Consider the following 24,967-nt stretch of genomic DNA (forward strand, 5'->3'; position numbering starts at 1 on the left):
TAAAATTATTTTTGGCATAAAAAAACTCCTGAAAAATCAGGAGTTTTTTTATTGTAAATCTGTTGTATAAAAACCCTTACCAATTATTGAAGATGTATCTAAGACTGTTATAAAACAACGAGGATCAATTTGTTTTATATAACTTCTAAATAAAGCTGCCTCATAATCATTTGTAACGCACAAAAATACTGATTGATCTTTTTTATAATATAAGCCAGTCCCATCAATTACAGTTGCCGACCTATTTAATTTATCTCTTATAAATACACTTATTTCTTCTTGTTTCGATGTAACAATTAAGAATAATTTTGCAGTATTAAATGATGATATAATTTGATTTACAACAAGTCCTTTCATCAAAAGTCCAAGACATGATAAAATTCCAATTTCTGCTCCAAATATTTTTATTGACATTATTGTTAAAATAGAATCTCCCATCAAAAGAGATTTTCCAATATTCAAATTTGTGTATTTATTTATTATCATAGCAATTATATCAGTTCCTCCACTTGAAGCGGATAGATTAAATAAAATCGAGGAACCAAGAGCAGGAATTAAAACTGCACAAAATAATTCTAAAAGTTTATTATCTGTAAAGGGCACTGTATGAGGAATTACTTTGCTTAATAAAAGAGCTGTTAAGGAATTTAGTATGGATACATATCCCGTTTTTAAGACAAATTTTTTACCCAAAATAAAATAAGCCAAAACTAACAAAGAAACATTTAAAATCAAAGTTATTAAGGCTGGAGATAGAGAGAGGCTATTAGAAAGCAGTATAGATGCCCCCTCTACTCCTCCGATTACAAAATGATTGGGATATTTAAAAAAATGAGTACCTGTTGCCATCAAAATTGCTGCAAAACTCATTAATAAAAATTTTTTTCTACCACTTGGTGGCTCGTGTGCAAATTTATCTTTTTTTCTATCTTTTCTTAAAATTTTTATTGAAGCATTTCTTTCAAGAATATGTTTTAATTTTTCTTTTTCCGAAATATTATTTTCGTCTATATTTTCGTTCATTTTAAATAATTTTTAATCCTCCAAGTTTATAAAAAAAAAAGCCTCTCGGCTTTTTTTTAATCATTTGAATAATTATCAAAATACCCTTGTATAATAACAACAGGAGTTCCCTTATCTCCAGAACCAGAAGTTAAATCACAAAGTGATCCTAAAAGGTCAGTAATTTGTCTAGGTGTTGTTCCTAAAGTTTCATCTGTTCCTTTTAGATCATCTGCTTTTTTAGAAATTCTTTCTCTCATTTTTTCGGTTCTTTCTTCAATTGATAAGTCTTTTAATTCGGCATCAGCTATATATTTGATTTTTAATTCGTTTGGTGTTCCAGAAAGTCCCTTTGTATATGCTGGGGATACAACTGGATCTGCAAGCTCCCAGATTTTTCCAACTGGATCTTTGAAAGCTCCATCGCCATAAATCATTACTTCAATTTCTTTATTGTATTTTTCTATAAGTCTTTTTTGAAGCTCATCTACGAAAACTTGGCCGTTTCTTGGGAATAATTTTACTACATCGCCTGTAGAAAGATTTGATCCAAGTAAACCGTAATCTTCGTTATAACCTGATCCATCAACTGATTGTGTCATTATTTCATCTAGTCCGTAAACTTCTTTTGCACCAGATTTTTCAAGAAGTTTTTTAGTTAAATCTCTTGTATGAATTTGGCAAACCAAAACACTTTTTGTAAATTTAAGTACATCTTTTGGATTATTGAAAAAATGTACTTCACTGTTTTTTGCCATTTCCTTGTAAAGAGAAATATAGTCAACTCCAGTAAATTCGTGTTTATAATCTCCTGCAAGTTTTCTAAATTCTTCTTCTGATAAGATATCTGAATAAGGATTTACATCACTTTCAAATAAGTCCATCCTATCCATAATATAATTTCCTACTTCATCTTGTGGATAAGATAAGCAGATGTGAAGTTTTTTACCACTTAGGGCAAAAGCCTTTAACATAATTGAAAATCTATTTCTACTTAAAATTGGGAATAAGATTGCTATTTCATCTTCTTTGAATTTGTTATTGATGTCTTTAGCAATTTGTTCACAAGTCGCGTAGTTTCCTTGAGCTCTTGCTACAAGTGATTCTGTAACACAAACTACATCCTTATCCTTTAATTCGATATTTTTTGATTCAACAGCCTTGTTTACACTATCAAATACTATATCTACTAAGTTATCTCCTGTCTCAATAATAGGTGTCCTAACACCCATTGATACTGTTCCTATTAATCTATCCATACATGCTCCTTCCTCACGTATTATACAATAAATTTTTTTAAAAATAAAGAAAAAATTTAATTTTTTTTTAAGATTTTACCTTTTGTTTTGTCTTGCATTTTGGGCATTTGACCATAATTTTTCCTTTGCCTTTAGGAATACGTAATTCTTGACCACAAGATTTACACTTAATATACTTATATTTTTTATCTCCAAATATTTTCCTCTTAATTTTCCTATATTTTTTTTGAATTGGATTTAAGAATTTTAATTTAAAAATATAATTTTCACTGTTTCTTTTTATTTCATTTGTTGAAATAGTCCTAAATATGGCATAAAAAACAATAATTATGGGTAGAGCTTGTAAAAAATCAATTTTTAAAAAATAATTTAATAGCATAAGCCCTATGGCAAACCATACTAGTCCTATTGATAGTTCATCTATTCCATGTCTTTTTTTCAAAATTAAACACCTTCTACTAATTCTTTCATAATTTTTGATATATCTCCTTTTAAAAGATAGTCTGCTTTATTATCTTTTGGGGTAGGATCTCTATTTATTACTACAAGTTTATTTCCCCTATAAAAATCTATAAGTCCTGCTGCAGGATAAACAACTAAACTTGTTCCTCCAACTATTAAAACATCAGCCTGGCTAATTAAATTTACTGCATAGTTTATATTATCATTATTTAAACTTTCTCCATATAAAACTATATCAGGTCTAACCACTGATCCACACTCATCGCATTTTACTAAGTTATCAAATTTTTTTACATAAGATAAATCAAAATTTTTACCACAAGATGTGCAATAATAATCTCTCAAATTTCCGTGAAGCTCAATTACATTTTTACTGTCTGCTTCTTGGTGAAGAGAATCTATATTTTGTGTGATTATACCTTTTAGTTTTCCTTCTTTTTCTAGTTTTGTTAGGGCATAATGACAATCATTCGGTTTTATTCCATCGATCATCAAATTTTCTTTGGCATATTCCATAAATTTATCAGGATGATTTTCAAAAAATTCATGACTTAGCATATATTCTGGTGAATATGAAGAATTATTTTCTCTATTATAAAGTCCAGTTGCAGATCTAAAATCTGGAACACCTGATGCAGTAGAAACTCCTGCCCCACCAAAAAACACAATATTATTTGATTCTTTTATTATTTTTTTGACATCATTAATTTTATTTTCCATAAGATCTCCTTACTATACTATGACTATACCCTACTTAGATTTCTTAAACTTATTATCAATACTTGCACCGAAAAAAGCACCAAGAACTGCACAAACTACAGCTACCATTTCTTTATTTTGAAAACTATAAGCATTATTTAAAATAATAGAAATAATTACTCCTCCTATTATTCCTATATACATATTTTTGTTCATATTAACCTCACGATAAATCTAGATCTTTTCTTAATATTTTTGCATTTATCCTAAATAACAAGAAACTTATTAAAATATAATAGGTAAAACTTGTTAAATTTATATAGAAATCTCCCTTATATTTTATATAAGCATATATAAAGGCCATATAATTATAATTTTTTAAAATCATTTCGTTATTTAAGAGAAGAAAATTTTTATTTATAAAAAATCCTAAAGCAAATATTAAAACCATAATGATAAAAATTGCAAATGCAGAAGTTTTTCTTTTTAATAAAAATCTGTCCATTTGCATATATAAAAATATAATCAGAGAGATAATATTTACCAAAATCATTATAAATATCAATGATAAGAGTGATTTTATGTTCATATAAATTCCAACTACATAAAATAAAAACACTGACAAAAATACCAAAAGCCAAAAGAATATATTTATTACCAAAAGTTTTGCAAATATGAATTCTTTTGCACTTATTGGCAAGGAAAATGTTAGTATTGACCTATTTGTATAAAGATCTTTGTAAAAAGAATTGATTATAAAATAGGAAATTGTCAAGATAAAAACAACTATAACTATTATTTCTATTGAATTTATAGCAGAATTTATCTCTAATGATTGGGATATGGCGCCCAGACTTTTTATTGATAACAAAGATATTAATAGGATTACAAATGTTGCTACAGTTGAAATAAAAAATTTCATATTTGATTTTACATCGTATTTTAAATACTTCCTCATATAATCTCCTAAAAATCTATCTTTTCTTCTATCAAAAATACATTATAAAAAAATGTAATTGCTATTATTAAAATTGAAAATATTAACATCCAAATATTAATTCCTATTATTTTTCCATCTATTCCATTATATAGCATAGAAATATCTATTCCATTTATATTAATTAGTCTTTGGATAGAAAAATTTTTAAAACTTAATACTAGAGGACTTAGTTGATAAATATTTCTTAATAACCAAACCATAATTGTAAATAAAACAATGGATAGTACTACTGTTACAAAGGAATAATATTTTTTAAATATTTGAACTTTTGATAGGGTTATTCCCAAAATTAACAAAAGATAAGCTATGGAATAATAAATCTCACTTACTCCTACATAGGCTAAAAGATTTAGTGAGGAAATATCTAACAAACCTTTAGAAATTCCTAAAATATTAGATCCTATAATTAATGCACCTATAAAAATAAAAAGGCTTAAAAATCCAATCAAGACACTCGCCAAAAATTTTGCAAAAATAATCTTTGCCACAGAAATATTAATAGTAAAAGTTATATAAGATGACTTATCAAAAATATCTCTTTTAAACCTAATTGTAAAAAATATAAGGCAAATCGATAAAATTATAAGACCAAGGGCAAGAATAAGAATAAAAAATGAAAAATTCTTATTTTCCATATCAAAGCTATTAAATTTGTAAAAAATTCCGATAAGGGATACTGAAATTATGGCAAAAAGTGCCATTATGAGAAAAAAACCCCTAGATCTTTTTAATTCGTACTTTAAAAACTTAATCATATTACAAAAATTTCCTTATATAAATCTACCATTTGTTTTTTGTACTTATCCCTCAAATCCTCGGCATCTTCTTCCAAAAGAATTTGACCTCTTTGAATAAAGGCTGCCCTATCAAAAAGATTTTCCAAATCTCCAATTTGATGGGTTGTAATAATTATTGTCCTACCAATATCTACAGTTTTTATAATTGCAGATAAAATCATATCTTTGGCAATAGGATCCACTCCTTCAATCGGCTCATCCAAAATATATAATTTTGTATCACGAGAAAGAGTTAGGGCCAAAAGTAGCCTTTCCTTCATTCCCTTTGATAATTTTTCAGAATAGCCTTCTTTTGGGATTTTCATGAAGTCAAAAAGTTCCTTGCAAACTCTCATATTAAAATCATCATAAAAATCCTTATAAAGATTTACAGTATCTTCAATTGTCAAATTATCATAAAGATGATAGGCATCAGGTAGATAAGAGATGATTTTTTTAGTATCAACTCCAACTTTTTTCCCATCAATTAAAATCTCTCCATCATTAGGCTTAATAAGACCCATGATGCATTTTAAAAGAGTAGTTTTACCAGAACCATTTGGACCCATAAGGCCCAATATTTTCCCTTTTTCAAGTTTTAAATTTATTCCATCAAGCACATTTTTTTTACCGTAAGTTTTTTTCAAATTTTTAATTTCTAAAATATTATCCATTAGCACTCATCCTCAAAGTTACAAAATCATAAACACCCTCATTGGAAATTCCAATAGAGTTCATATTTTTCAAAAAATCATTTAAATATCCATTAGCAAATTCTACGATAAGGGCATTTTTTTTGCTTTCATCAATTTTCATATAATAATAATCACTTTTTGCCTCAATTAAATCTTCATCCAAAAGTCTTTGATAAGTCTTATCAACATAGGAAGGATTTACCCTAAATTTATTAATAAGAAATTCTTTCTCGTAAAACTTATCTCCGTCTTTTAGAAAATTATTTATAATATTTTTGGCAACAAAATTTCTAATTTCATTATTTACAGACCTATCTTCCATCTTCGCTCCTTTCATTTACTATATTAAGCTATGAAATAAAATCAATTTCTAAATCAAATAAAAGACAAGCTTTCATAAAACAAGACAAAAATCTTTCTCCGTATTCATTCAAATTTTTATAGATAAAAGTGAAATTTTTGATAATAATTTTTTCATCAACCATAGAAAGACAGTCAAAAAGACCATCAAGATTATCTACTTCATATTCAAAATCAATTTTTTCATTTAAATAAGAAAATGCCAATTCCCTTGACTTAAATTCATATCCATCCAACAAAATCATCTAATTCTCCTTAGTAAAAGTTTTATAGTGGTCATTGGTATAAAAAATATTAAAATCTTCGTCATAAATTAATCTTTCTCCACCACGTTTTCCACCATAATAATTTACATCACATTCTTTGTAATTTGCATCTGGTAAATTTTTTTCAAAATTTCCAAAATAATCTCCACCAATAACTCCCTTATTAGTAACTTCCCACAAATTTCCTTTTCTTGGAATCCAACCAAGTTTTTTGGCTTCTTTTTTTGTAAGATAGTTTTTCGGAAGTTTCTTATAAGTTTTTAAATACTCAACAAGGTCATCTTTTTTATAATAAGCTTTATCCTCAGCAATACTTATATTTTCTACGCTATGATTTGAATATAAATTTTCAGATTTTACACACCCAGTAAAAGCGAAAATAAGAAAAAAGCTTAAAATAAATTTATAAAAAAAGTTTTTAATTTTCATTTGAATTCTCCTTTGCTATAATTATATCAGAAAGGATAAAAATATGAATGTTTTAATATCAAGATGTCTGTTGGGAATAAATTGCCGATATGATGGAAAAAATAACAAAATCAAAAATTTAAGAGAAAAATTTCCTAAAATAAATTTTATAGATGTATGTCCAGAAGTAGATTCAGGGATGAAAACTCCAAGAAAACCTTGCGAGATAAAAAATTCAAAAGTTATAAATATAGACGGAGAAGATTTTACAAAAGAATTTAAAAAAGGAAGTCAAATAGCCCTTGATCTTTGTAAAAAATATAATATAAAAATAGCCTTATTAAAAGCAAAATCCCCATCTTGTGGAAAAGATTATATATACGATGGAAATTTTGATAAAAATTTAATAAATGGTGATGGAATTACTTGCCAAGTCCTAAAGAAAAATGGTATAATTATCTTCAGTGAGAAAGAAATCGAAGATTTTTATTCTTACATATCAGCTAAATAGACAAATCTTACATTTTTTTAAAAATTTCTAAAAAAATATTTGACAAATAATTTTAAAGCTGGTATATTATATATTGTCGTTAGGACATCGGGGTGTGGCGCAGCTTGGTAGCGCGCGTGGTTTGGGACCATGAGGCCGAAGGTTCGAATCCTTTCACCCCGACCATTTTTTTGCAAGCTAAAGCTTGCTTTTTTAGTTGTAATACGTAAATTTTCCCTTTTAAAATTGCACCGATTGGTGCTTTTTTTATACCTTTTTTTAAAATAGACAGATTAAATAACATAAAATATAAAATAATAAAAATTAAAACTATTAAATCAATTTCAAAATTATTTTCTTATAAAAATAATCCATGAGATATCTCCACTCCTTCATACTAAAACATGTTTGTTTCACAAACTCTCCAGTGCTACCACACTTTGTTTTAGGGGTAAATATGCCAAATCAAGGTACATTTACCTGGTCGATATGGGTTTGTGGCCATTTTTATCTTGTAAATCTTTCAAAATATTATCAGATTTTTTCTTTGATTAATGAATTAAATGTAAAAATATCAAACCTCAAAAGTAACTAGAAATATCATTATTATATTTTTCAATTTTAAATCCAATTAACGATATATTCTATTTATTTTATAAATTGATTTTGATTTTTCATATCATAATTTAAAATAATTTTAGAATAAAAATAATATATTCTTTAGTAATCTTAGAAAAACAAAAATAACCCATCTCGACCTTGTGGAGAGATCTCATTTATTAAATTTATCTATGAGTTCTCTTTTGATTATTAGATCGGTATGAGTTATTTTTATATTCTGTTATTTAAATATCTTCTGTCAAATAAGGCTTACCACTTGCCTTTGGTGCATTTGATTTTTTGTTAAATAAAATCAAGAAGATTAGTATTGATATATATGGAATCATTGAGATGAATTCCATTGGTAATTGTATTGATGTTCCTGTAAGATAGGTTGCTATAGCTTGGGTTAGACCAAAAAATAATGATCCAATCAAAACTCCTTGTGGTTTCCAATTTCCAAATATTACACAAACAAGAGCAATATATCCTTGACCTGCAATTAACGTAGGTGAAAATACACTTACAACTGCAAGTGACATAGACGCTCCACCAAGTCCTCCCATAAATCCCGAAAACATAACAGCAAGATACCTAATTTTTCTTACAGAAATATCTAAAGTTTCCGCTGCCTTTGGATGTTCCCCAACTGCAATTAATCTTAGCCCCCATTTTGTTTTATACAAAAATAAATAAAGTAAGATTACAGATATTAGAGCAATATAGACTGTTGCGTATTGAGAAAAAATATTTTTTAAAGCTTGATTAGTAATTAGACCGTTAAATAATCTAGGAATTTTATTTTCTAAGGGGATTGATGGAGTTTGGGTTGCCCCGTCAAAAAATAATCTTGCCAAAAAAAGTGCCAAGCCTGGGGCAAGAGTATTTATAGCAATACCAGAAATTGTTTGATCTCCTGCAAAAGTTACTGAAACTATAGCATGGATTAGACCAAAAAACATTCCTGCAAGACCTCCTGCAAAAAATCCTATCCATGGATTTCCAACATAATATCCAACACTTGCTGCAACAAGAGCGCCGATTGTCATCATTCCTTCAAGTCCAATATTTACAATACCTGATTTTTCACTCATCATTCCACCAAGGCCAGTTAATAATACTGGTGTAGCATTTGAAAGTGTATTTCCAATTATCAATCCTAAAACTGTCAAATTAAGCATTATTTCCTGCCTTTCTATTTTTCTTCTTATTTACTTTTGCTTTTATAATTCTAAATATCAAAGGGATAGCAGTAAATAAAATTATTGTTCCTATAATTATAGAGATCAATTCGCTTGGAACTCCCATAGTCCTTTGTAAGTTAGATCCAGCATATTTCAAAGATCCCAAAAATAATCCTGAGAAAATACAACCGATTGGGTTATTTGATGCCAAAAGTGAAACTGCAAGTCCATCAAATCCAAAATTCTCCATAGCTGATAAAAGTGGAAGTGAATAGGTATATCCCATAATTTGGGTTACACCTGCAAGTGAGCACAAGGCTCCAGAAATTGCCATTGATTGGACTATTTTTTTATTTGCACTAATTCCACCATATTCACTAGCTTCTCTGTTTAATCCTACTGCTTTTAATTTATATCCAAGACTTGTTTTTTCAAGAATAAACCAAATGATGATTACACTAATAATTGCAAGTATTATTCCTAAATGAATTGGCGCTCTGAAAAATTTCCCAAAAAATCCATCAAATTTTTGACTAGCATTTGTAATAAGGGTTACTTTTGCTGAATCTTTTATATCAAAAGTTCCCATTGAATTTGGTTTTTGATATCTATAAACTATAAAATTTTGAAAATAAAAAGCTACCCAGTTAAGCATAATAGTTGAAATTACTTCATGAATTCCAAATTTAGCTTTTATAAATCCAGCAAGACCTCCATAAATAAATCCTGCTAATATAGCTAAAATTATTGTAACAATAACATGGATAAGAGGAGGTAGGTCTAATAAATATCCAACCAAAAATCCTACTGTTGTACCAATTATAAATTGTCCTTCAGCTCCCATATTAAAAAGGCCTGTTTGAAAAGCAAAACATACACCAAGACCCGTTAGAATTATTGGTGTAGAATTTACAAGAGCCCAACCTATATTTCTTGGAGATTTTAAAACTCCTTCTATCAATTTTCCATAAGCTTCTATTGGATTGTATCCTGTTAATGAAAGAACTATCGCTCCTACTAATAAACCTAAAATTATTGATACAAGAGTAAATAATATTTTTGAATTTGCAAATGATTTTTTATTATTCATAATCTCCTCCTGCCATCAATCTTCCTACCTCGTATTCATCAGTTTGTTTTGGATCAAGTTCTCCCACTATTTTTCCATCATAAATTACACAAATTCTATCTGATAAATCCATGACTTCATCTAATTGAAAACTTACTAACAAAATTGCCTTTCCTTGGTTTCTAAGTTCAACTAAATATTGGTGGATAAATTCAATTGCCCCAACATCAAGCCCCCTTGTAGGTTGGGCTGCTATCAAAAGATCAGGATTATTTGTAATCTCTCTTGCTATAATAACTTTTTGTTGGTTTCCACCAGAAAGGCTTCCTGCCTTTTCATTCATATCATTTGGTCTAATATCAAATTTTTCTATCAAAGAATTGGCATTTTCTTCTATTTTTTTGAAATCTAAAATTCCTTTTTTTGAGAAATCTTTGTCTATATTTTCCAAAATCAAATTATCTTTAATTGGATATTCCAAAACAAGGCCTCTTTTTTGCCTATCTTCTGGAATTTGGTTCATACCAAGATCAATTATATCCCTAGGATTTTCATTAGTAATATCTTTTCCTTTTAGAATTACTTTTCCTTTTTGAGCTTTTCTCATTCCAGAAATGGCATCAATTAACTCTGTTTGACCATTTCCATCAACGCCAGCAATTCCTAAAATTTCTCCCTTTCTTATAGAAAGATTAAGACCTTTTACCTTATCCACTTTCCTGTTATCTTTAACCCATAAATCTTCAATCTTAAAAATTTCTTCTCCAAGATTTATTTTTTCTTTTTTAACATTAAAGCTTACATCACGGCCTACCATTTTTTCGGCAAGTTCAGCTTCATTTACATTTTTAACAATTAATTTATCTATATATTCACCACGTCTAATAACTGTGCAAGTGTCAGCCATAGCCTTTATTTCTTTTAGTTTATGGGTAATTATTATAACTGATTTTCCAAGTTCAGTTAGTTTATTAACTATTTCTATAAATTCGTTTATTTCTTGAGGGGTTAAAACTGCTGTAGGTTCATCAAAAATCAAAATATCTGCTCCATGATATAAAGCTTTTAATATTTCGACTCTTTGTTGTTGGCCTACAGAAATATCTGAAACCTTACTGTCAGGATCTATCAGAAGTCCGTATTCTTTACTTAATTTTTCAACTTCCTCCCTTGCTTTTTTCCTATCAATAATAACTTTTTTTCCTTCATAGCCCAAAATTATATTTTCTGTTACACTAAAGGGTTCTACCAACATAAAATGTTGGTGAACCATTCCTATACCCATATTTATTGCCTTTTTGGGTGAATTATTTATTATTTTTTCGTCTTTTATATAAATTTCACCGTCAGATTGGTCAAACATTCCATACAAAATATTCATTAAAGTAGTTTTTCCGGCTCCATTTTCTCCAAGTAGAGCATGGACCTCACATTTGTGAAGGTCAAAATCTACCCCCTTCAAAACTTTTTTGTCTCCAAAACTTTTATGAATATTTTTCAATGAAACGATAGGGCTTTCATTTAAATATTTATCCATATAACCTCACTATTAATTTAGAATTTTCTAAACATTTACCTTTTAAAAAAAAGAGTAGTCTATCTTCCTACTCTTTTTTTAATTTACTATTTTCTTAACCTATTTGTCATAGCCCATTGATTTAAATTCTTTTTCATTTTGTGGAACTTTAATTTTTCCATCAACTATTTGGTTTCTCAAATCTTCAACCTTATCTTTAACTTTTTGGTCTACTAAATTATTGTCACCATAAGCTATTCCTAGGGCATCTCCGTCTTTTAATGAATATGCTTTTGTTTCTCCACCTTTGAATTTTCCATCTTTGTAATCATCAATTGTTAATTGGACAGCTTTTCCAACTCCCTTGATTGTGGAAACTAAGATATTATCTGGAGCTTCATCTTTTTGGTCACGGTCAACACCAATTACATATTTATTATTTTCTTTTGCTGCTTCAAATACACCAATTCCTGTACCACCTGCAGCATGGAAGATTACATCTGCACCTTTTTGATACATTTGGTTGGCAATATTTTTTCCTTTTGCTTGGTCAGCATAAGAGTTTGCATATTGCACTTGAACTTCTATGTCTTGACCTTTTTCTCTTGCAGCTTCTTTTACTCCTGCTCTATAACCATATTCAAATCTATCAATTACTGCTGATTCCATTCCACCAACAAAACCTACATTATTTGATTTTGTTGTCATACCAGCTATATATCCAACTAAGAATGAATTTTCATGATCTGCAAAGGTGATTCCAAGAAGATTTTTAATCTTGTCTGGGTTTGCATTATCTATTATTGCATAATTTTGATCTGGATTGTCTTTTGCAGCCTTGCTTGTTGCATCATAAAGAGCATAACCTACTGTAAAAATTATATCTGATTCACTATCAAGTGCTGACTCAAGGTTTGGTTGGTAATCAGAGTCTTTGTGAGATTCAATGTAATCAAACTTAATTTTTCCATCTTTTTCGTAGGATTTTAAACCTTCATAAGATGATTGATTAAATGATTTATCATTTATACCACCTTGGTCAGTAACCATAGTTGCAGAAACTTCTGCTTTTTTTGCATTTGATCCTGATGAAGCGTTATCTCCATCTTTTTTTGATCCACAAGCTGTAATGCTTAGTGAAAGAGCTAGAGTTAAGGCTCCAGCCATAATTTTTTTAATTTTCATCTCTCCCCCTTAAATTTTAAGAAATAGTTTTTTCTACAATTATATTTTATATGATTTTCATTTATATGTCTAGATAGGTAATTTTTTTACACTTTTCTATTTTTTTATATAAGTTTTTAATAAAGAAAAAAGTCCCATCAAGGCTTTTTCATGACATCTTTCATAACCATGAGATGCAGAAATTCCACAGCCTACTAAAGCATGTCTGTAATCATAAAACGAACTCATAGCGGCTGATGCATCTGAGCCATAAAAAGGATAAATATCAACAGCAAAATCAATCCCTATCTCTTTTGCTGTATTTATAAGATTATTTGTCAAATCAAAATTATAAGGACCTGAAGAATCTTTTGCACAAATTGAAACCATCCTATCGTTTGTTTTTAAATCATCGTAAACAACACCCATATCAACTGCAATCATATCTTTTATTCCTTCTGGATGTCCGGAACTTGCACCATGTCCAACTTCTTCATAAGTTGTAAACATCATATAAATATTTCTATCAAATTTTAAATTTTCTTCCTTTATTTCTTTAGCAAGAGCAAGCAAGACTCCACTTGATGCCTTATCATCAAGGTGGCGAGATTTTATAAATCCATTTGAATACCTAAATCTAGGATCAAAAGCTACAAAATCTCCAGCTCCTATCCCAAGATTTTCTACATCTTCATCACTTTCAATGATTTCATCTAAAACTACTTCCATTTCATCAAAACTTCTTTTTGAAAGTTTTGGAGTATCGGATCCATGAACTGAAGGCTCATTTAATCTAAAAACCCCCTCAAATTCTTTACCATCTCTTGTAAAGATTTTTACGTTTTCAAATTCCCCATAATTAAGTGGAAAACCACCTAGAGTAGTTACTTGAAGTCCACCTTCTTCTTTTATACTTCTTATCATAAGTCCAAGTGTATCTATGTGAGCTGAAAGTAGTAAGCCGTCATTTTTGTTATTTTTATTTTCATAAATTGGAACTATCACATTTCCTTTATTGTTTTGATAAGGCTCATATCCCATTTTTTTAAATTCATCCATTAAATATTTTTCACATTTTTTGGTAAATCCTGTAGGTGATGGCTTAGTACATAAATTTTCAATATATGAAATTATAGTTTTTGTATCCATTTTTTCTCCTTTAATTTTTATATTTTAATTATAGGTTAAATTATTTTGTTTGTAAATTTTAAAATTTTTATTTGTATAGGAAAAATATTTATGCTATAATATTGGTGTAAACATTTTCACAGCTGAATATAAAAGAGAGACTGCAACAATTAATTATTTTTGTTGCTTTTTTATATTTGCTAGTATAACAGGAGGATATTATGAGAGACATAATACTAGGTGAATTTTTTGGAACAATGTTACTTATTTTATTAGGAGACGGAGTAGTTGCAAACGTTCTTATGAATAAGAGTGGAATGCAAGGAGGAGGTCCTGTTCAAATTACTTTTGCTTGGGGTCTTGCAGTTATGATTCCAGCTTGTATTTTTGGTGCACTAACAGGTGCTCATTTTAATCCAGCTCTATCAATTGCCCTTGCATTTAATGGCGGAATAGAATGGAATACAGTTCCTTCATACATAATTGGACAAATGCTTGGAGCTTTTTGCGGAGCTATTTTAGTTTATATTTTATTCAAAGATCATTATGATGCTACAAGCGATGATCCATTAACAGTTAGAGCAACATTTTGTACAGCCCCTTCAATTCCAAATACTTTTAGAAATCTTTTATCAGAAATAATTGGAACTTTCGTTTTAGTATTTGCTATTTTAGGATTCGGTAATGTTGAAGGCGCTGGATTGGGCGGCGTTGACAAATTATATGTATTTGGTCTTATAGTATCTATAGGAATGAGTTTAGGTGGACTAACAGGTTATGCAATTAACCCTGCAAGAGATTTGGGACCAAGAATTGCTTATGCAGTATTACCTTTTAAAAACAAAGCTGATCCTAACTGGGGATATTCTTGGATTCCTGTTGTTGGACCAATAATTGGTGGAATATTAGCAGTTTTAATTTTTAACTTTATATTTTAATTATTTATAAAAATTTAAGAAAAGAGAAGAATAATATGTATGACATTATAGTAATCGGAGCTGGCGTAACCGGAGCATCAATTGCGAGAAGACTTTCTAGATATAAATTAAATATTTTGATTTTAGAAAAAGAAATTGATGTTTCTATGGGAGCAAGCAAGGCCAATTCCGCTATAGTTCACGGTGGATACGCCGAAAGCCACGAAGAGCTAAGAGGAAGAATTTGCTACAAGGGAAGAGTGGAATTTAATAAGTTAAACCAAGAGCTGAACTTTGGATTTTTGGAAAATGGATCTTTGGTTTTGGCTTTTGATGAAGATGATAAAAAAGAACTAGAAAAACTCTATAAAATGGGCATAGAAAATGATCTTGACGATATAAAAATAATTGATCAAGAAGAATTGAGAAAAATCGAACCAAATGTATCCGATGATGCAATAGCAGCACTTTATTGCAAAGGCGCTGGTGTTTGCTCACCATACGAATACGTTATTGCCCTAATAGAAAATGCCATTGAAAATGGCGCTAAGTTGAAACTACAAAGTGAAGTTGTTGATATTAAAAAACAAGGAGATACTTTTAAAGTAAAAACTTCTGATGACAATATTTATGAAGGAAAATTTGTAATAAATGCTTCTGGACTAAACGGAGCAAAAATTTCAAGTATGATTACAGAAACTGATTTTACAATCCATCCAAGAAGTGGTGAGTATCTTCTAATGCAAAAAGGAACCGGTGAAAAAATAAAACAAGTTTTATTCCAAACACCTTCTCCAAAATCAAAAGGAATTCTTGTAACAAGAACCTACCACAACAACCTTCTTTTGGGCCCTGATGCCATTGATGAAGAAGAAATTGATCTTGGAACTCACATTGAAAGACTTGCAGAAATTTACAAGCTTGGATTAAAGTCTGTAAAAGACGATGTAATAGATTTGAAAAAATTTATCCGCTCTTTCGCAGGACTTAGACCTGCCTCATCAACAGGAGATTTTATAATAGAAAATACCAAAACTTCTGGTTTTATAAATGTTGTAGGAATCCAATCACCTGGAATAACTTCATCACCAGAAGTTGCAAAAATTGTTGAAGGAATTTTGAAGGACCTAAATTTAAAATTAGAAGAAGATCCTTCCTACAATCCTAACAGAAAAGCTATTATTAAATACAAAGAACTCGAAGATTTTAATAAGGTAAAAGATAAAATTGATTTGCCACTTGGAAATCCTGAAAGACTTGTTTGTAGGTGCGAGCAAGTTAGCGAAAAAACAATAAGAGATGCAATGAATAGAGGTATCCCTTGTTTGACATTCGATTCAATAAAAAGACGTACAAGATGTGGAATGGGCTTTTGCCAAGGAAATTTCTGTAGAGATAGGGTTATAGAAGTTATGGAAGATGAATCTGGGGAAAAAATAAAATCAAATAAATTCGACTCAGAACATTCTGGAATTTCTAGGATAAATAAAAAAGATATCAACGAATTTATTAAAGAATTAGAAGAAAATAAAAAATAAATTATTAAAAATTTTTAAGAAAAAAATGTGATGTTGCAGAAATTATATTCTGTAACATCACATTTTTATTTTAAATTTCCCTACTTACTATAAATTTTTTTAGAATCCTGTTGCTGATTTGAAGAAGAAATATCCAAGTGGTGTGTAGTACATTCCTTTGATATTTGGTTTCATCATGTAAGGATTTACGTAGAAATAAATTGGAGCAACTACTGAATCATCTTTGATTAAAATATCTTCAGCTTTATGCATATTTTCCATTCTTTCTTTTGGATTTGATGTAGCTTTGGCTGCTTTTACATATTTATCAAATTCTTTATTTTTGTATTGAGCATCGTTATTTCCGCCACCTGTTAACCACATGTCGATAAAGCTCATTGGATCGTTATAGTCAGCAATCCATCCATGTCTTGCTATATTGTAGTTTCCATCTCTTCTTTCTTTTAAGAATACATTCCAATCTTGATTTTGAAGATTAACTTGTACTCCAAGATTTTCTTGCCACATATTTTGTAAAGCTTCTGCTATTGCCTTGTGATTATCATCAGTATTATATAAATATTCTATTTGTGGGAAGCCCTTACCATCTTTAAATCCAGCTTCTTCCATTAACTTTTTAGCTTCTTTTATATTTTTTTCATAATCTTCAGATTTTACAGAATAATAATCTCCACCAACTGTTCTAAAGTCATCGCCCTTAGTTCCCTTTTCATCATAAACTCCTGAAGGAACGTAACCACTGGCAACTTTTTCTCCTCTTCCTGTAACTTGATCAACAATAAAGTTTCTATCAATTGCAAGTGAGAATGCTTTTCTAACTTTTGGATTATCAAATGGTTTTTTTTCTGTATAAAACATACAAAATATGTTCCTACATATGGTAAAGTTTTTAATTCTTTTGTATCTAAAAGTTTTTTGATTTCTTCTTGTGGTGCAGAATTTACAAAATCCAAATCTCCTGACCTATAAGCTGCAAGAGATCCCAAAGGAACTCCTACTAAAGTTGCCCACAAAAGAGCAATAAGTCCAAGTTTTACACTTGTTGGAAGCATTTCTTTTATAATCTCAATAACTGGTCTGTTTTTTTGCATTTTCAAAGATACACCAAATTCTCCATGAAGAGCATTTACTATAAATCTTTTTAATTGGACTGAATAAGGTTGGTCCAAACCGTATTTTTTATTTAAAGCCTCCAATACCTCTGGTGATTGAGATTTTTCACTAGCAAAAGGTGAACCAGGTACGAGCTTCATTAGAAAAAAAGTAATACAAGTAACCAAAAGCAAAACTGCTATGGCCTGTAAAATTCTCTTTATTATGTACTTAATCATATCTCCTCCTTTGTTGTAGTTAATTACACACTTTATTAAATTAAATTGCGAGCACAATAAATTTTTAACTCGATATCATTTTTAATATCTATTTATCAACAATAAAGTCACCTTTTTAGAAAATAAAAATAAAATATTTTTTCAAAAAATCTATTTATTTTAAAATTATTCTCGTTAAAATCTGATATTAAAATAATTTTTTAATAATTATTTGTTTTGAATACAATTTCTACAAAATTTAAAATGACCACTCAATGGATTTAAGCTACCGCTTGTCCGAATTTTGTAGTTATGACAAAAATTTTCATGTATTATATAAACATAAGGAGGGTCTATGAAAGTTGAAATAATAATTGACGAAAATTTGGATGAAAGTCTTGTAAAAATTTATGCTCCTTCATACAACAAAGATATTGAAAATATAAAAAGAAGCCTTGAGGCTACAAATATTAATAAGCTTGTTGTTTTTAAAGATGATGAAATTTATCTTTTGGAATATGGAGAAATTATAAGGTGTATGACTAAGGATAAGAATGTATTTATAGAAAGTAAAAACGGAGAATATAAGTCAAGAATTAGACTTTATGAGCTTTATGAAAGGCTAAACAAAAATAAATTTATAAAAATATCAAGATATGAAATTATAAATCTTGATTATGTTAAGAAATTAGACCTTTCTTTTAAGGGAACCATAGCAGTAGAGTTTAAAAATGGAAAAATTTCCTATGTTTCAAGAAGATATTTAAAAGAATTTAAAAAAGCCTTAGGCTTTTAGGAGGAAATTATGAAAGAATTAAAAAAATTATTAAAATCATTTTTGGTAGGAATTGGCATTGGAAGTATCATAGAAATATTTATCTCCCTTGCTATAGGAGAAATCACTTTGGGAGTTTCAGAATTTTTAAATGGACAAGACTCTCTTTTAAAAGCAAGAATAATTGAGCTAATCTTATATGGTGGTTTTGGAATAACATCTTTTATTGGAAGTAAGATAATAAAAGAAGATAATTTGTTAAAGGCAAGTCTTACTCATTTTGCAATTCTAGCTATATATTTTATAATAGCAGGACTTTATTTAAAATGGTTCCCAAATATACAATCAGCTCTTTTTTCTTTAATATTTTTTGTAATAATATATTTAATAATTTGGGCATTAATATATTTTTCAACAAAAAGTGAAATTGAAAAATTAAATGAAAAATTAAAATAAAAGACTGTTAAGATTTTACTCTTAACAGTCTTTTATTAATTTAAATAATCAATCATTGTTTTCTTATTAGGGTCAATTTTTTCAAAGTCTTTTGAAAAATCTTCTACTGCCCTATCCACATTCCTATCATCAACAAATTTGTTAATTACATCTACCCCACAAGTGAGAGCTCCCACTCCGTATTCTATTAAATCAAGAGCTTGGTTTGAATTTTTAAAACTTGCTGCCAAAATTTCTGTTTCAAATTGGTTTGAATCTATAATATTTTGGATTTTTTTTACAACATAAAGTCCATCATATCCTAAATTATCAATCCTATTTACATAAGGAGCCACATATCTAGCCCCTGATTTCATAGCAAGAAAGGCTTGCATTGGAGAATATATAGCTGTTGCTGTAACTTTAATATTTTCTTTTTTAAGCTCTTTCATAGCCTTAAAACCTTCTTTATTAGAAGGAATTTTTACAAAAGTATTTTCTCCAAACTCTTTTACTATTAATTTCGCTTCTTTTATTATATCCTTAGAATTTTTTGATAAAACTTGCACATGAAGCTCATCTTGACCTATTATTTTTCTTATCTCACTTAATACATTCTTTGGTGATTGATCTTGCTTTGAAAGAATTGATGGATTTGTTGTAACTCCATCTACAAGATAATATTGATATATTTCTTTTATCTTTTCAATATTTGCATCATCTATTAATAGCTTCATATATCACTCCTATAATTTTTATCCCCTAGTTTTTCCACCTGCAACATTTATGGTTACTCCGTGGATGTAGGATGACCTGTCGCTTGCTAAAAAGCAAACTAAATTTGCAACTTCAGAAAGCTTTCCGCTTCTTCCTAATGGAGTTGTTTTTGTTGATGAATATCCCTTTCTTAAATCATCTACAGATATAGACCTTGTATAAGCAAGAGCAGTTTCATATGATAAAGTTCTAAGCCCTGTAGCTTCCAAAATTCCAGGAGCAACACCTACAACACGGACTCCATATTTTCCAAGTTCTTTTGACCAAGACCTAGTAAAGGAGTTTACAGCATTTTTTGTAGCTGCATATATAGATTGACCTTCACTACCTTCAAGACCCGATTCTGAACTCATATTTATTATTACCCCAGATTTTTGTTTTACAAATATTTTTGCTGCCTCTTGGGAACAATAAAATAATCCTTTAAGGTTTATATCAACTACCTTATCAAAAACTTTATCATCAAGCTCAAATTCACTTTCTTCTTTTTTTGGATCAACTAAAAGTCTAGGTATATTTATTCCGGCATTATTTACAATTGCATCTAAGCTTCCAAATTTTTTTACACCATCAGCTATTGCTTCTTTTACATCTTGTCTACTAGTTATATCACAAACTTTGTAAAGAAGATTTTTTTCATTTTCAAAATTAAATTCTGGTTTTTCTTTATTAATATCACAAGCAATAACATTAGCCCCAGATTCTAACAAACCTTCACTTACTGCTTTTCCAATTCCTGATGCTGCTCCAGTGACAAGTACAACTTTATTTTCTAATCCTAACCAATCCATTTTATGCCTCCAATATTTTTATAGTTGATCCTATTTCTAACTTATTTAAATTTCCATTTTCACAAATTATTGCCCCAGGCAATAAGTCATCTAAATTTTCTGATAAATTAACAGTTAAATGACCTAAATTTTCTAAATTTGTTTGGGCTTCTTCTCCAACGGCTAATATTTTTACTTTTGATCCATCAACTTCAAAATAATCGCCTGCTTTAATTTGTCCATTGACTTTTTTGATATCTATTAAATGACAATAATCTTTTAAAGTATCAGGTGCATTATCACCGAAAAATATTATCATTTCACTTCCGAACTCTTCTACTAATTCTCCTTGAGCCTTAATTTTATTCTCGTAAATAGCTTTCATTATTTCTCCTAATATAATCCAAATGATGCAAGATATCCTACTATTACTCTTGGTACTCCTATAAGAAATCTTGAATACATAACAGATACTACTCCAACTTCTACTGTTTCCTTTTCTGCTTCAGCAAGTCCCAATCCAACTGGTATAAAATCACAAGCGTTTTGTGTATTTATAGCAAACAAAGCTGGAAGTGCAAGATTTGGTGCAATATTTCCTCTTGCTATTTCACTACCAATCAATGTTCCTATAACTTGACTTATAACAGCTCCTGGTCCCAATAAGGCTGATAAAACAGGAAGTGAACAAACTAAACCTAAAATTACAAGTCCAATAATATTATTTGCAAGAGGTATTAATAATTTTGCAAACCAATTACCAAATCCTGATCCTTGAATTATACCTATTAGCATAGATACAAATGCCATAAATGGAAGGATTGTATTTAAAACAGTTTGTACAGAATCTCTTCCTGCTTGGAAGAAAATATCTATAACCCTACCTGTTCCCATACCAACTTTTTGGATAAATGAATTTCCAGATTGTTCTGCTAAGGTTTCAGAAACTTTTTTATCACTTGAGTAAGAAACTTTCTTATCTTCTTTCTTGTTGTTTTCAAGAACTTTTTCTGTGATCTCATCTTTTGACAAAGCTTTAATTTGATTTAAGCCTACATCAGATACATAAATATCTTCTGTTATATAATTTGCTAGTGGACCTGATTTTCCAGTTGCCATAATATTTATAGTAGGTATTCCTTTTTTAGGATAAATTCCACACCTTAAAGTTCCACCACAATCTATAATTACTGCAAATATTTTTTCTTCTGCTACAGAAGTTTTAAATCCATTTACTGCTTGGCAACCTGTAAGTTCAACAATTTTATCAACTATATCTGGTTTTGCTCCACCACCTGTTATATATAAAAGTGTATCTTTTTCTCCCTCAGGTCCTATTTCTAATGGTCCGCCAAATCCTGCATGACCTTTTTCTATCCTAATTTTAGTCATTGTGAGCCTCCACATCTATGCTTCTTTTTAATTTTATATTTTGTTGTTTTTCAACATATTTTGTTGTAAAATCTGTTATCCATCCTGCTAAAAAGTTCATTACCAAACCTACAAGCATATATCTTATAGCTAAAGGTACTGTTGATAGACCAAGTTTTTCAACCCCTTGAGCTATTCCTAACCAAACGAATAATTCTCCAGGATTTATGTGTGGGAAAATACCATTGTTTGTATGGCAATGATAAGCTGCTGATGCATAGTAAGAAGGTTTTTGTGCTTCTGGTAAGAATTTTCCCATTGATAATGCCATAGGGTTACCTAGCATAAATGCTGAAACAAATGGAAGGACTCCATAAGCTAATAATTTATTTTTCGAACATAATTTTCCAAATTTATTAACTCTTTCAGCTCCTATAAGTGCTATTAGTGCGTTCATAAATACTAAAAGTAAAAGTACCTTAGGTACAATACCTGTCATCCAACTTACTAGAGTCTCTGCTCCAAGCTCAAATAATCCTATAAAGGATTGAGCGAGATTTACTAAAAAATCCATAAATTTTCTCCTTATTTTTTATTTATTTTTTAAAAAAGCCAAAAGCTTTTTGTAGAGGCGATTTTTCCATTTCTATCTTTTCTCCATTTAATGCTTTAATAAAATTTTCCCTTGCATTTAAAATAGCTAAAGATAGGTTTTTGTCTAACTTTAGTCCTTTTAAAAGCTCTTGATCTAAATCTTTTATATTGGCATTATTAAAAGTATCTTCTTTTTTGAATCTAGCAAATACTGAAACACCCTTAATATAAGCATAATTTTTAATATTTCCTATATCATCTACAGAAAACAAAACTATAGAACCTGCCCTAATAGCTCCCTTTTTTATACCTATAGCAACTTTTCCATCTTTAATAAATTCATTAAAATATTTTTTAAAAGAATTCATCTGTAAAAAAGTAAATAAATATTGAAGCAGGTACATAAAAAGTATAAAAATACCTAAAATTATCAAATTGTTCATAGTATTTCTCCTTATCTAAATAAATTTGTATCCTTGATAAAAAATTCCATTAGTTTAGAGTAAGATTTTATCTTAGATATTTTTTCAACTAAGTTCTCATCATTTGCTATAGTAACAATTTCGTCATATAACTTAACTAAAACTTCATCTAAATTTTCTGGTAAACCAACTAAAAATATTAATTTTGGATAAGATTTCTCATTTATACCTAAAGCTACAGTAAGTTTATTTGCCTTAGCGTGAGGAAAAGCTACACTTTGAGAGAAAATTGTTGAAGATTTCTTTTCTCTATCAATAACTTTTTGTTTAAAATCTTTTGAAATTAATCTTTCATTTTCTAATGAATCTAGCATATAGGTAAGATTTTCATTAAAATCTTCTCCATCTAATAAGAATAATTTTTGATCATTTAGCTCATTTAAAAATACAGATTTCAAGAATCTTTTATTTAAAACTAAATTCTTCTTTTCTTTAAGATTTTCAATTCTTTCCTTAATCATTGCAAAATTGTAGGCTTCTTCTCCACTTATCTGATTTATATCTGTATCAATGTCCTTATTTGTTATAATAAGATCAAAAACATTTAAATTTAAATCGATAGAGTCTAATATACTTACAGATAAATCATTTCCAGGGCTCATTGATTTTAGCTTCCTTTTTAAAGATTGACCATTAATCTCATCAGAGGTGTAAATAGCAATTTTAAAGCTATTTTTATTTATCAAATCTAGTTTTTCAACTATATATATTTGAAAATATGAGGCCAAATAAGACTTCTCTGATTCATTTATCTTTTTATCAAGCTTATCTTCTATAACCTTAGAAGCTACTTCTGCCATCTTATAAGCAACCCTATATTCTTTTTTAATCTCATCGTTTAGACTATTTTTTATCTTATAATCAAGTTTAATCCTATTTAAAAGAAAATATATATGGTAGGTGAATTCTTTTTTGACCTTTCCTAAGTCAACTTCAAGATCCATTTGCTTTTTGATAGCCATAAAAATTTCTTCTATCAAACTATATATTTCATCACCTATTTTGATATCTGAAATTTTATTTGTTATAAGAGGGGTTCTCATTCCCCTAATAGGAACTGTTATAAACTTCAATTCATCATGACTTAGGACAATTTCAAACATATGACCTACCTTATCTCTTAAGATATTTGCAATATCAAAAGAAAATCCATTTGAATCATATGCATAATTTTCTGAAAGATTTTCAATATTATGCCCCTGATTAATTCTAGAAATAGATACATTTAGAAACATTTTCATTTTTTCTATCGTATCCTCATCTATTAGATAAGGTGATAAAATATCTTTAATTATCTTAGAAACTATTCTTGTATTTTTATTTTCTTTAATAATTTCATAGTAACAATTTTCAATAGCAAAGTTTCTTATATCTATTTCTTCTCCCTGCAAACAAATACCAACATTGGGCTTACCTGATATCTTTAGCCTATAATCTTTTATTAATTTGTTTAGTTTTTCTATATCCTTATTCAAAGTTGTCTTTGAAATCATCATTTCGAAAGATAGATCACCCATATTGGCTGTATCATTTAAAAAGAGATATCCCATTATATAAGTCAGTCTATACTTTTCATTATTAAAACTTTCTCCTTCTTTTTTCATTATATTTACACATCTTTTATATAGGTCATAATCATAAACAAAAAGTGAAAGCTTTTTATCTTTAAGGTTAACGAAAGCGCAGTTTTGCATTTTTTTATTTAGTTGTTTTACATCATTAGACAAGGTTTTCTTGCTAACTTCTAATTTCTCCAATAATAATTCTTCACTTATAGAGCTTCTTTCAAGAATTTCTAGTAAGTAAAGACTTCTATTTTCTATTTTTTTCCAAATCATATCCTCCCTCTTTCTATATAGTAATATTTTTATTAAAAAAATTAATATACACTTTTTCTAGCTTTAAGAAAATAGATTTGTT

The 24,967-nt window shown here is 28.8% G+C and carries 28 protein-coding genes, 1 tRNA gene and 2 pseudogenes; 6 read left to right on the forward strand and 25 right to left on the reverse strand.

What is annotated here, in order from left to right; translation table 11 throughout:
• Positions 1–48: 48 nt before the first annotated feature.
• The 11 genes from ASHG_RS07295 to ASHG_RS07340 form a co-directional block, all read right to left on the reverse strand.
• A complete protein-coding gene (locus ASHG_RS07295; protein WP_040398623.1) occupies positions 49–1,023 on the reverse strand; it encodes a YitT family protein in 975 nt (324 codons plus the stop codon).
• A 56-nt stretch (positions 1,024–1,079) separates the two neighbouring features.
• On the reverse strand, positions 1,080–2,261 hold the full coding sequence (locus ASHG_RS07300; RefSeq protein ID WP_040398624.1) for a coenzyme F420-0:L-glutamate ligase: 1,182 nt from the start codon (positions 2,259–2,261) through the stop codon (positions 1,080–1,082).
• 67 nt (positions 2,262–2,328) lie between these two features.
• Complete coding sequence (locus tag ASHG_RS07305; RefSeq protein WP_040398625.1) at positions 2,329–2,703, reverse strand: Zn-finger containing protein; 375 nt, start codon at positions 2,701–2,703, stop codon at positions 2,329–2,331.
• A 2-nt stretch (positions 2,704–2,705) separates the two neighbouring features.
• Entirely contained in the window at positions 2,706–3,443 is a 738-nt protein-coding gene (locus ASHG_RS07310) for an NAD-dependent protein deacylase (protein ID WP_040398626.1), read from the reverse strand.
• 30 nt (positions 3,444–3,473) lie between these two features.
• Complete coding sequence (locus ASHG_RS09150) at positions 3,474–3,638, reverse strand: hypothetical protein (protein ID WP_167320527.1); 165 nt, start codon at positions 3,636–3,638, stop codon at positions 3,474–3,476.
• Between the two features lie 7 nt (positions 3,639–3,645).
• Positions 3,646–4,380 carry an ABC-2 transporter permease gene (locus tag ASHG_RS07315; RefSeq protein WP_040398627.1) on the reverse strand — a complete coding sequence of 245 codons (735 nt, stop codon included), beginning with the start codon at positions 4,378–4,380 and terminating at the stop codon, positions 3,646–3,648.
• Positions 4,381–4,388: 8 nt separating this feature from the next.
• Entirely contained in the window at positions 4,389–5,123 is a 735-nt protein-coding gene (locus ASHG_RS07320) for an ABC transporter permease (protein WP_244264280.1), read from the reverse strand.
• Between the two features lie 50 nt (positions 5,124–5,173).
• Positions 5,174–5,872, reverse strand: a complete 699-nt coding sequence (locus tag ASHG_RS07325; RefSeq protein ID WP_040398629.1) for an ABC transporter ATP-binding protein — start codon at positions 5,870–5,872, stop codon at positions 5,174–5,176.
• On the reverse strand, positions 5,865–6,215 hold the full coding sequence (locus ASHG_RS07330; RefSeq protein ID WP_040398630.1) for a hypothetical protein: 351 nt from the start codon (positions 6,213–6,215) through the stop codon (positions 5,865–5,867). The genes ASHG_RS07325 and ASHG_RS07330 overlap by 8 nt, the downstream gene beginning before the upstream one ends.
• Before the next feature lie 28 nt (positions 6,216–6,243).
• Positions 6,244–6,498, reverse strand: coding sequence for a barstar family protein (locus tag ASHG_RS07335; RefSeq protein ID WP_040398631.1), 255 nt, complete (start codon positions 6,496–6,498; stop codon positions 6,244–6,246).
• Entirely contained in the window at positions 6,499–6,948 is a 450-nt protein-coding gene (locus tag ASHG_RS07340) for a ribonuclease domain-containing protein (protein ID WP_040398632.1), read from the reverse strand.
• 43 nt (positions 6,949–6,991) lie between these two features.
• On the opposite strand from ASHG_RS07340, the gene ASHG_RS07345 reads away from it, so the two are divergent.
• Complete coding sequence (locus ASHG_RS07345; RefSeq protein ID WP_084689299.1) at positions 6,992–7,438, forward strand: 2-thiouracil desulfurase family protein; 447 nt, start codon at positions 6,992–6,994, stop codon at positions 7,436–7,438.
• Positions 7,439–7,526: 88 nt separating this feature from the next.
• Positions 7,527–7,603: transfer RNA gene (locus ASHG_RS07350), tRNA-Pro, on the forward strand.
• Between the two features lie 659 nt (positions 7,604–8,262).
• Here ASHG_RS07350 and ASHG_RS07355 read toward each other — a convergent pair.
• The 5 genes from ASHG_RS07355 to ASHG_RS07375 form a co-directional block, all read right to left on the reverse strand.
• Complete coding sequence (locus ASHG_RS07355; protein ID WP_040398634.1) at positions 8,263–9,198, reverse strand: ABC transporter permease; 936 nt, start codon at positions 9,196–9,198, stop codon at positions 8,263–8,265.
• Positions 9,191–10,291 carry an ABC transporter permease gene (locus ASHG_RS07360; protein WP_040398635.1) on the reverse strand — a complete coding sequence of 367 codons (1,101 nt, stop codon included), beginning with the start codon at positions 10,289–10,291 and terminating at the stop codon, positions 9,191–9,193. The genes ASHG_RS07355 and ASHG_RS07360 overlap by 8 nt, the downstream gene beginning before the upstream one ends.
• Positions 10,284–11,807 (reverse strand): ABC transporter ATP-binding protein, encoded by a 1,524-nt coding sequence (locus ASHG_RS07365; protein WP_040398636.1) that lies wholly within the window; start codon positions 11,805–11,807, stop codon positions 10,284–10,286. The genes ASHG_RS07360 and ASHG_RS07365 overlap by 8 nt, the downstream gene beginning before the upstream one ends.
• A 99-nt stretch (positions 11,808–11,906) precedes the next feature.
• On the reverse strand, positions 11,907–12,971 hold the full coding sequence (locus tag ASHG_RS07370) for a BMP family lipoprotein (protein WP_040398637.1): 1,065 nt from the start codon (positions 12,969–12,971) through the stop codon (positions 11,907–11,909).
• Positions 12,972–13,067: 96 nt separating this feature from the next.
• Positions 13,068–14,099, reverse strand: coding sequence for a M42 family metallopeptidase (locus ASHG_RS07375; protein ID WP_040398638.1), 1,032 nt, complete (start codon positions 14,097–14,099; stop codon positions 13,068–13,070).
• Between the two features lie 200 nt (positions 14,100–14,299).
• Between ASHG_RS07375 and ASHG_RS07380 the strand changes: the two genes are divergently transcribed.
• Positions 14,300–15,016: an MIP/aquaporin family protein gene (locus tag ASHG_RS07380; RefSeq protein WP_040398639.1), complete on the forward strand. Its 717-nt coding sequence runs from the start codon at positions 14,300–14,302 to the stop codon at positions 15,014–15,016.
• Positions 15,017–15,051: 35 nt separating this feature from the next.
• Positions 15,052–16,533: an NAD(P)/FAD-dependent oxidoreductase gene (locus ASHG_RS07385; RefSeq protein WP_040398640.1), complete on the forward strand. Its 1,482-nt coding sequence runs from the start codon at positions 15,052–15,054 to the stop codon at positions 16,531–16,533.
• 99 nt (positions 16,534–16,632) lie between these two features.
• Here the strand turns inward: ASHG_RS07385 and ASHG_RS07390 are convergent.
• Positions 16,633–17,507, reverse strand: a pseudogene (locus ASHG_RS07390) (peptide ABC transporter substrate-binding protein); the annotation flags it as partial.
• Positions 17,508–17,651: 144 nt separating this feature from the next.
• A pseudogene (locus tag ASHG_RS09595) lies at positions 17,652–17,864 on the reverse strand (ABC transporter permease); the annotation flags it as partial.
• Between the two features lie 334 nt (positions 17,865–18,198).
• Here ASHG_RS09595 and ASHG_RS07400 point away from each other — a divergent pair.
• The gene (locus ASHG_RS07400) at positions 18,199–18,639 is read left to right on the forward strand and encodes a LytTR family DNA-binding domain-containing protein (RefSeq protein WP_040398641.1); all 441 of its coding nucleotides are present in this window, start codon (positions 18,199–18,201) and stop codon (positions 18,637–18,639) included.
• A gap of 9 nt (positions 18,640–18,648) precedes the next feature.
• Positions 18,649–19,074: a DUF3021 family protein gene (locus ASHG_RS07405; RefSeq protein WP_040398642.1), complete on the forward strand. Its 426-nt coding sequence runs from the start codon at positions 18,649–18,651 to the stop codon at positions 19,072–19,074.
• 35 nt (positions 19,075–19,109) lie between these two features.
• Here the strand turns inward: ASHG_RS07405 and ASHG_RS07410 are convergent, their stop codons facing one another.
• Genes ASHG_RS07410 through ASHG_RS07440 form a run of 7 tightly spaced genes read right to left on the reverse strand, consistent with a single transcriptional unit; the run spans position 19,110 to position 24,885 of the window.
• On the reverse strand, positions 19,110–19,790 hold the full coding sequence (locus tag ASHG_RS07410; RefSeq protein WP_040398643.1) for a transaldolase family protein: 681 nt from the start codon (positions 19,788–19,790) through the stop codon (positions 19,110–19,112).
• 18 nt (positions 19,791–19,808) lie between these two features.
• Positions 19,809–20,621, reverse strand: coding sequence for an SDR family oxidoreductase (locus ASHG_RS07415; protein WP_040398644.1), 813 nt, complete (start codon positions 20,619–20,621; stop codon positions 19,809–19,811).
• Position 20,622: 1 nt separating this feature from the next.
• On the reverse strand, positions 20,623–20,985 hold the full coding sequence (locus tag ASHG_RS07420; RefSeq protein ID WP_040398645.1) for a PTS glucitol/sorbitol transporter subunit IIA: 363 nt from the start codon (positions 20,983–20,985) through the stop codon (positions 20,623–20,625).
• 8 nt (positions 20,986–20,993) lie between these two features.
• Complete coding sequence (gene srlE, locus ASHG_RS07425) at positions 20,994–21,992, reverse strand: PTS glucitol/sorbitol transporter subunit IIB (protein WP_040398647.1); 999 nt, start codon at positions 21,990–21,992, stop codon at positions 20,994–20,996.
• The gene (srlA, locus tag ASHG_RS07430) at positions 21,985–22,545 is read right to left on the reverse strand and encodes a PTS glucitol/sorbitol transporter subunit IIC (protein ID WP_004814345.1); all 561 of its coding nucleotides are present in this window, start codon (positions 22,543–22,545) and stop codon (positions 21,985–21,987) included. Before srlA ends, srlE begins: the two co-directional genes overlap by 8 nt.
• Before the next feature lie 22 nt (positions 22,546–22,567).
• Entirely contained in the window at positions 22,568–23,008 is a 441-nt protein-coding gene (locus tag ASHG_RS07435) for a transcriptional regulator GutM (RefSeq protein ID WP_004814346.1), read from the reverse strand.
• 11 nt (positions 23,009–23,019) lie between these two features.
• Positions 23,020–24,885: a BglG family transcription antiterminator gene (locus ASHG_RS07440; protein WP_040398650.1), complete on the reverse strand. Its 1,866-nt coding sequence runs from the start codon at positions 24,883–24,885 to the stop codon at positions 23,020–23,022.
• Positions 24,886–24,967 lie beyond the last annotated feature (82 nt).

The sequence above is a fragment of the Anaerococcus senegalensis JC48 genome (genome assembly GCF_000321005.1).
In the GTDB taxonomy this organism is placed as follows: Bacteria; Bacillota; Clostridia; order Tissierellales; family Peptoniphilaceae; genus Anaerococcus; species Anaerococcus senegalensis.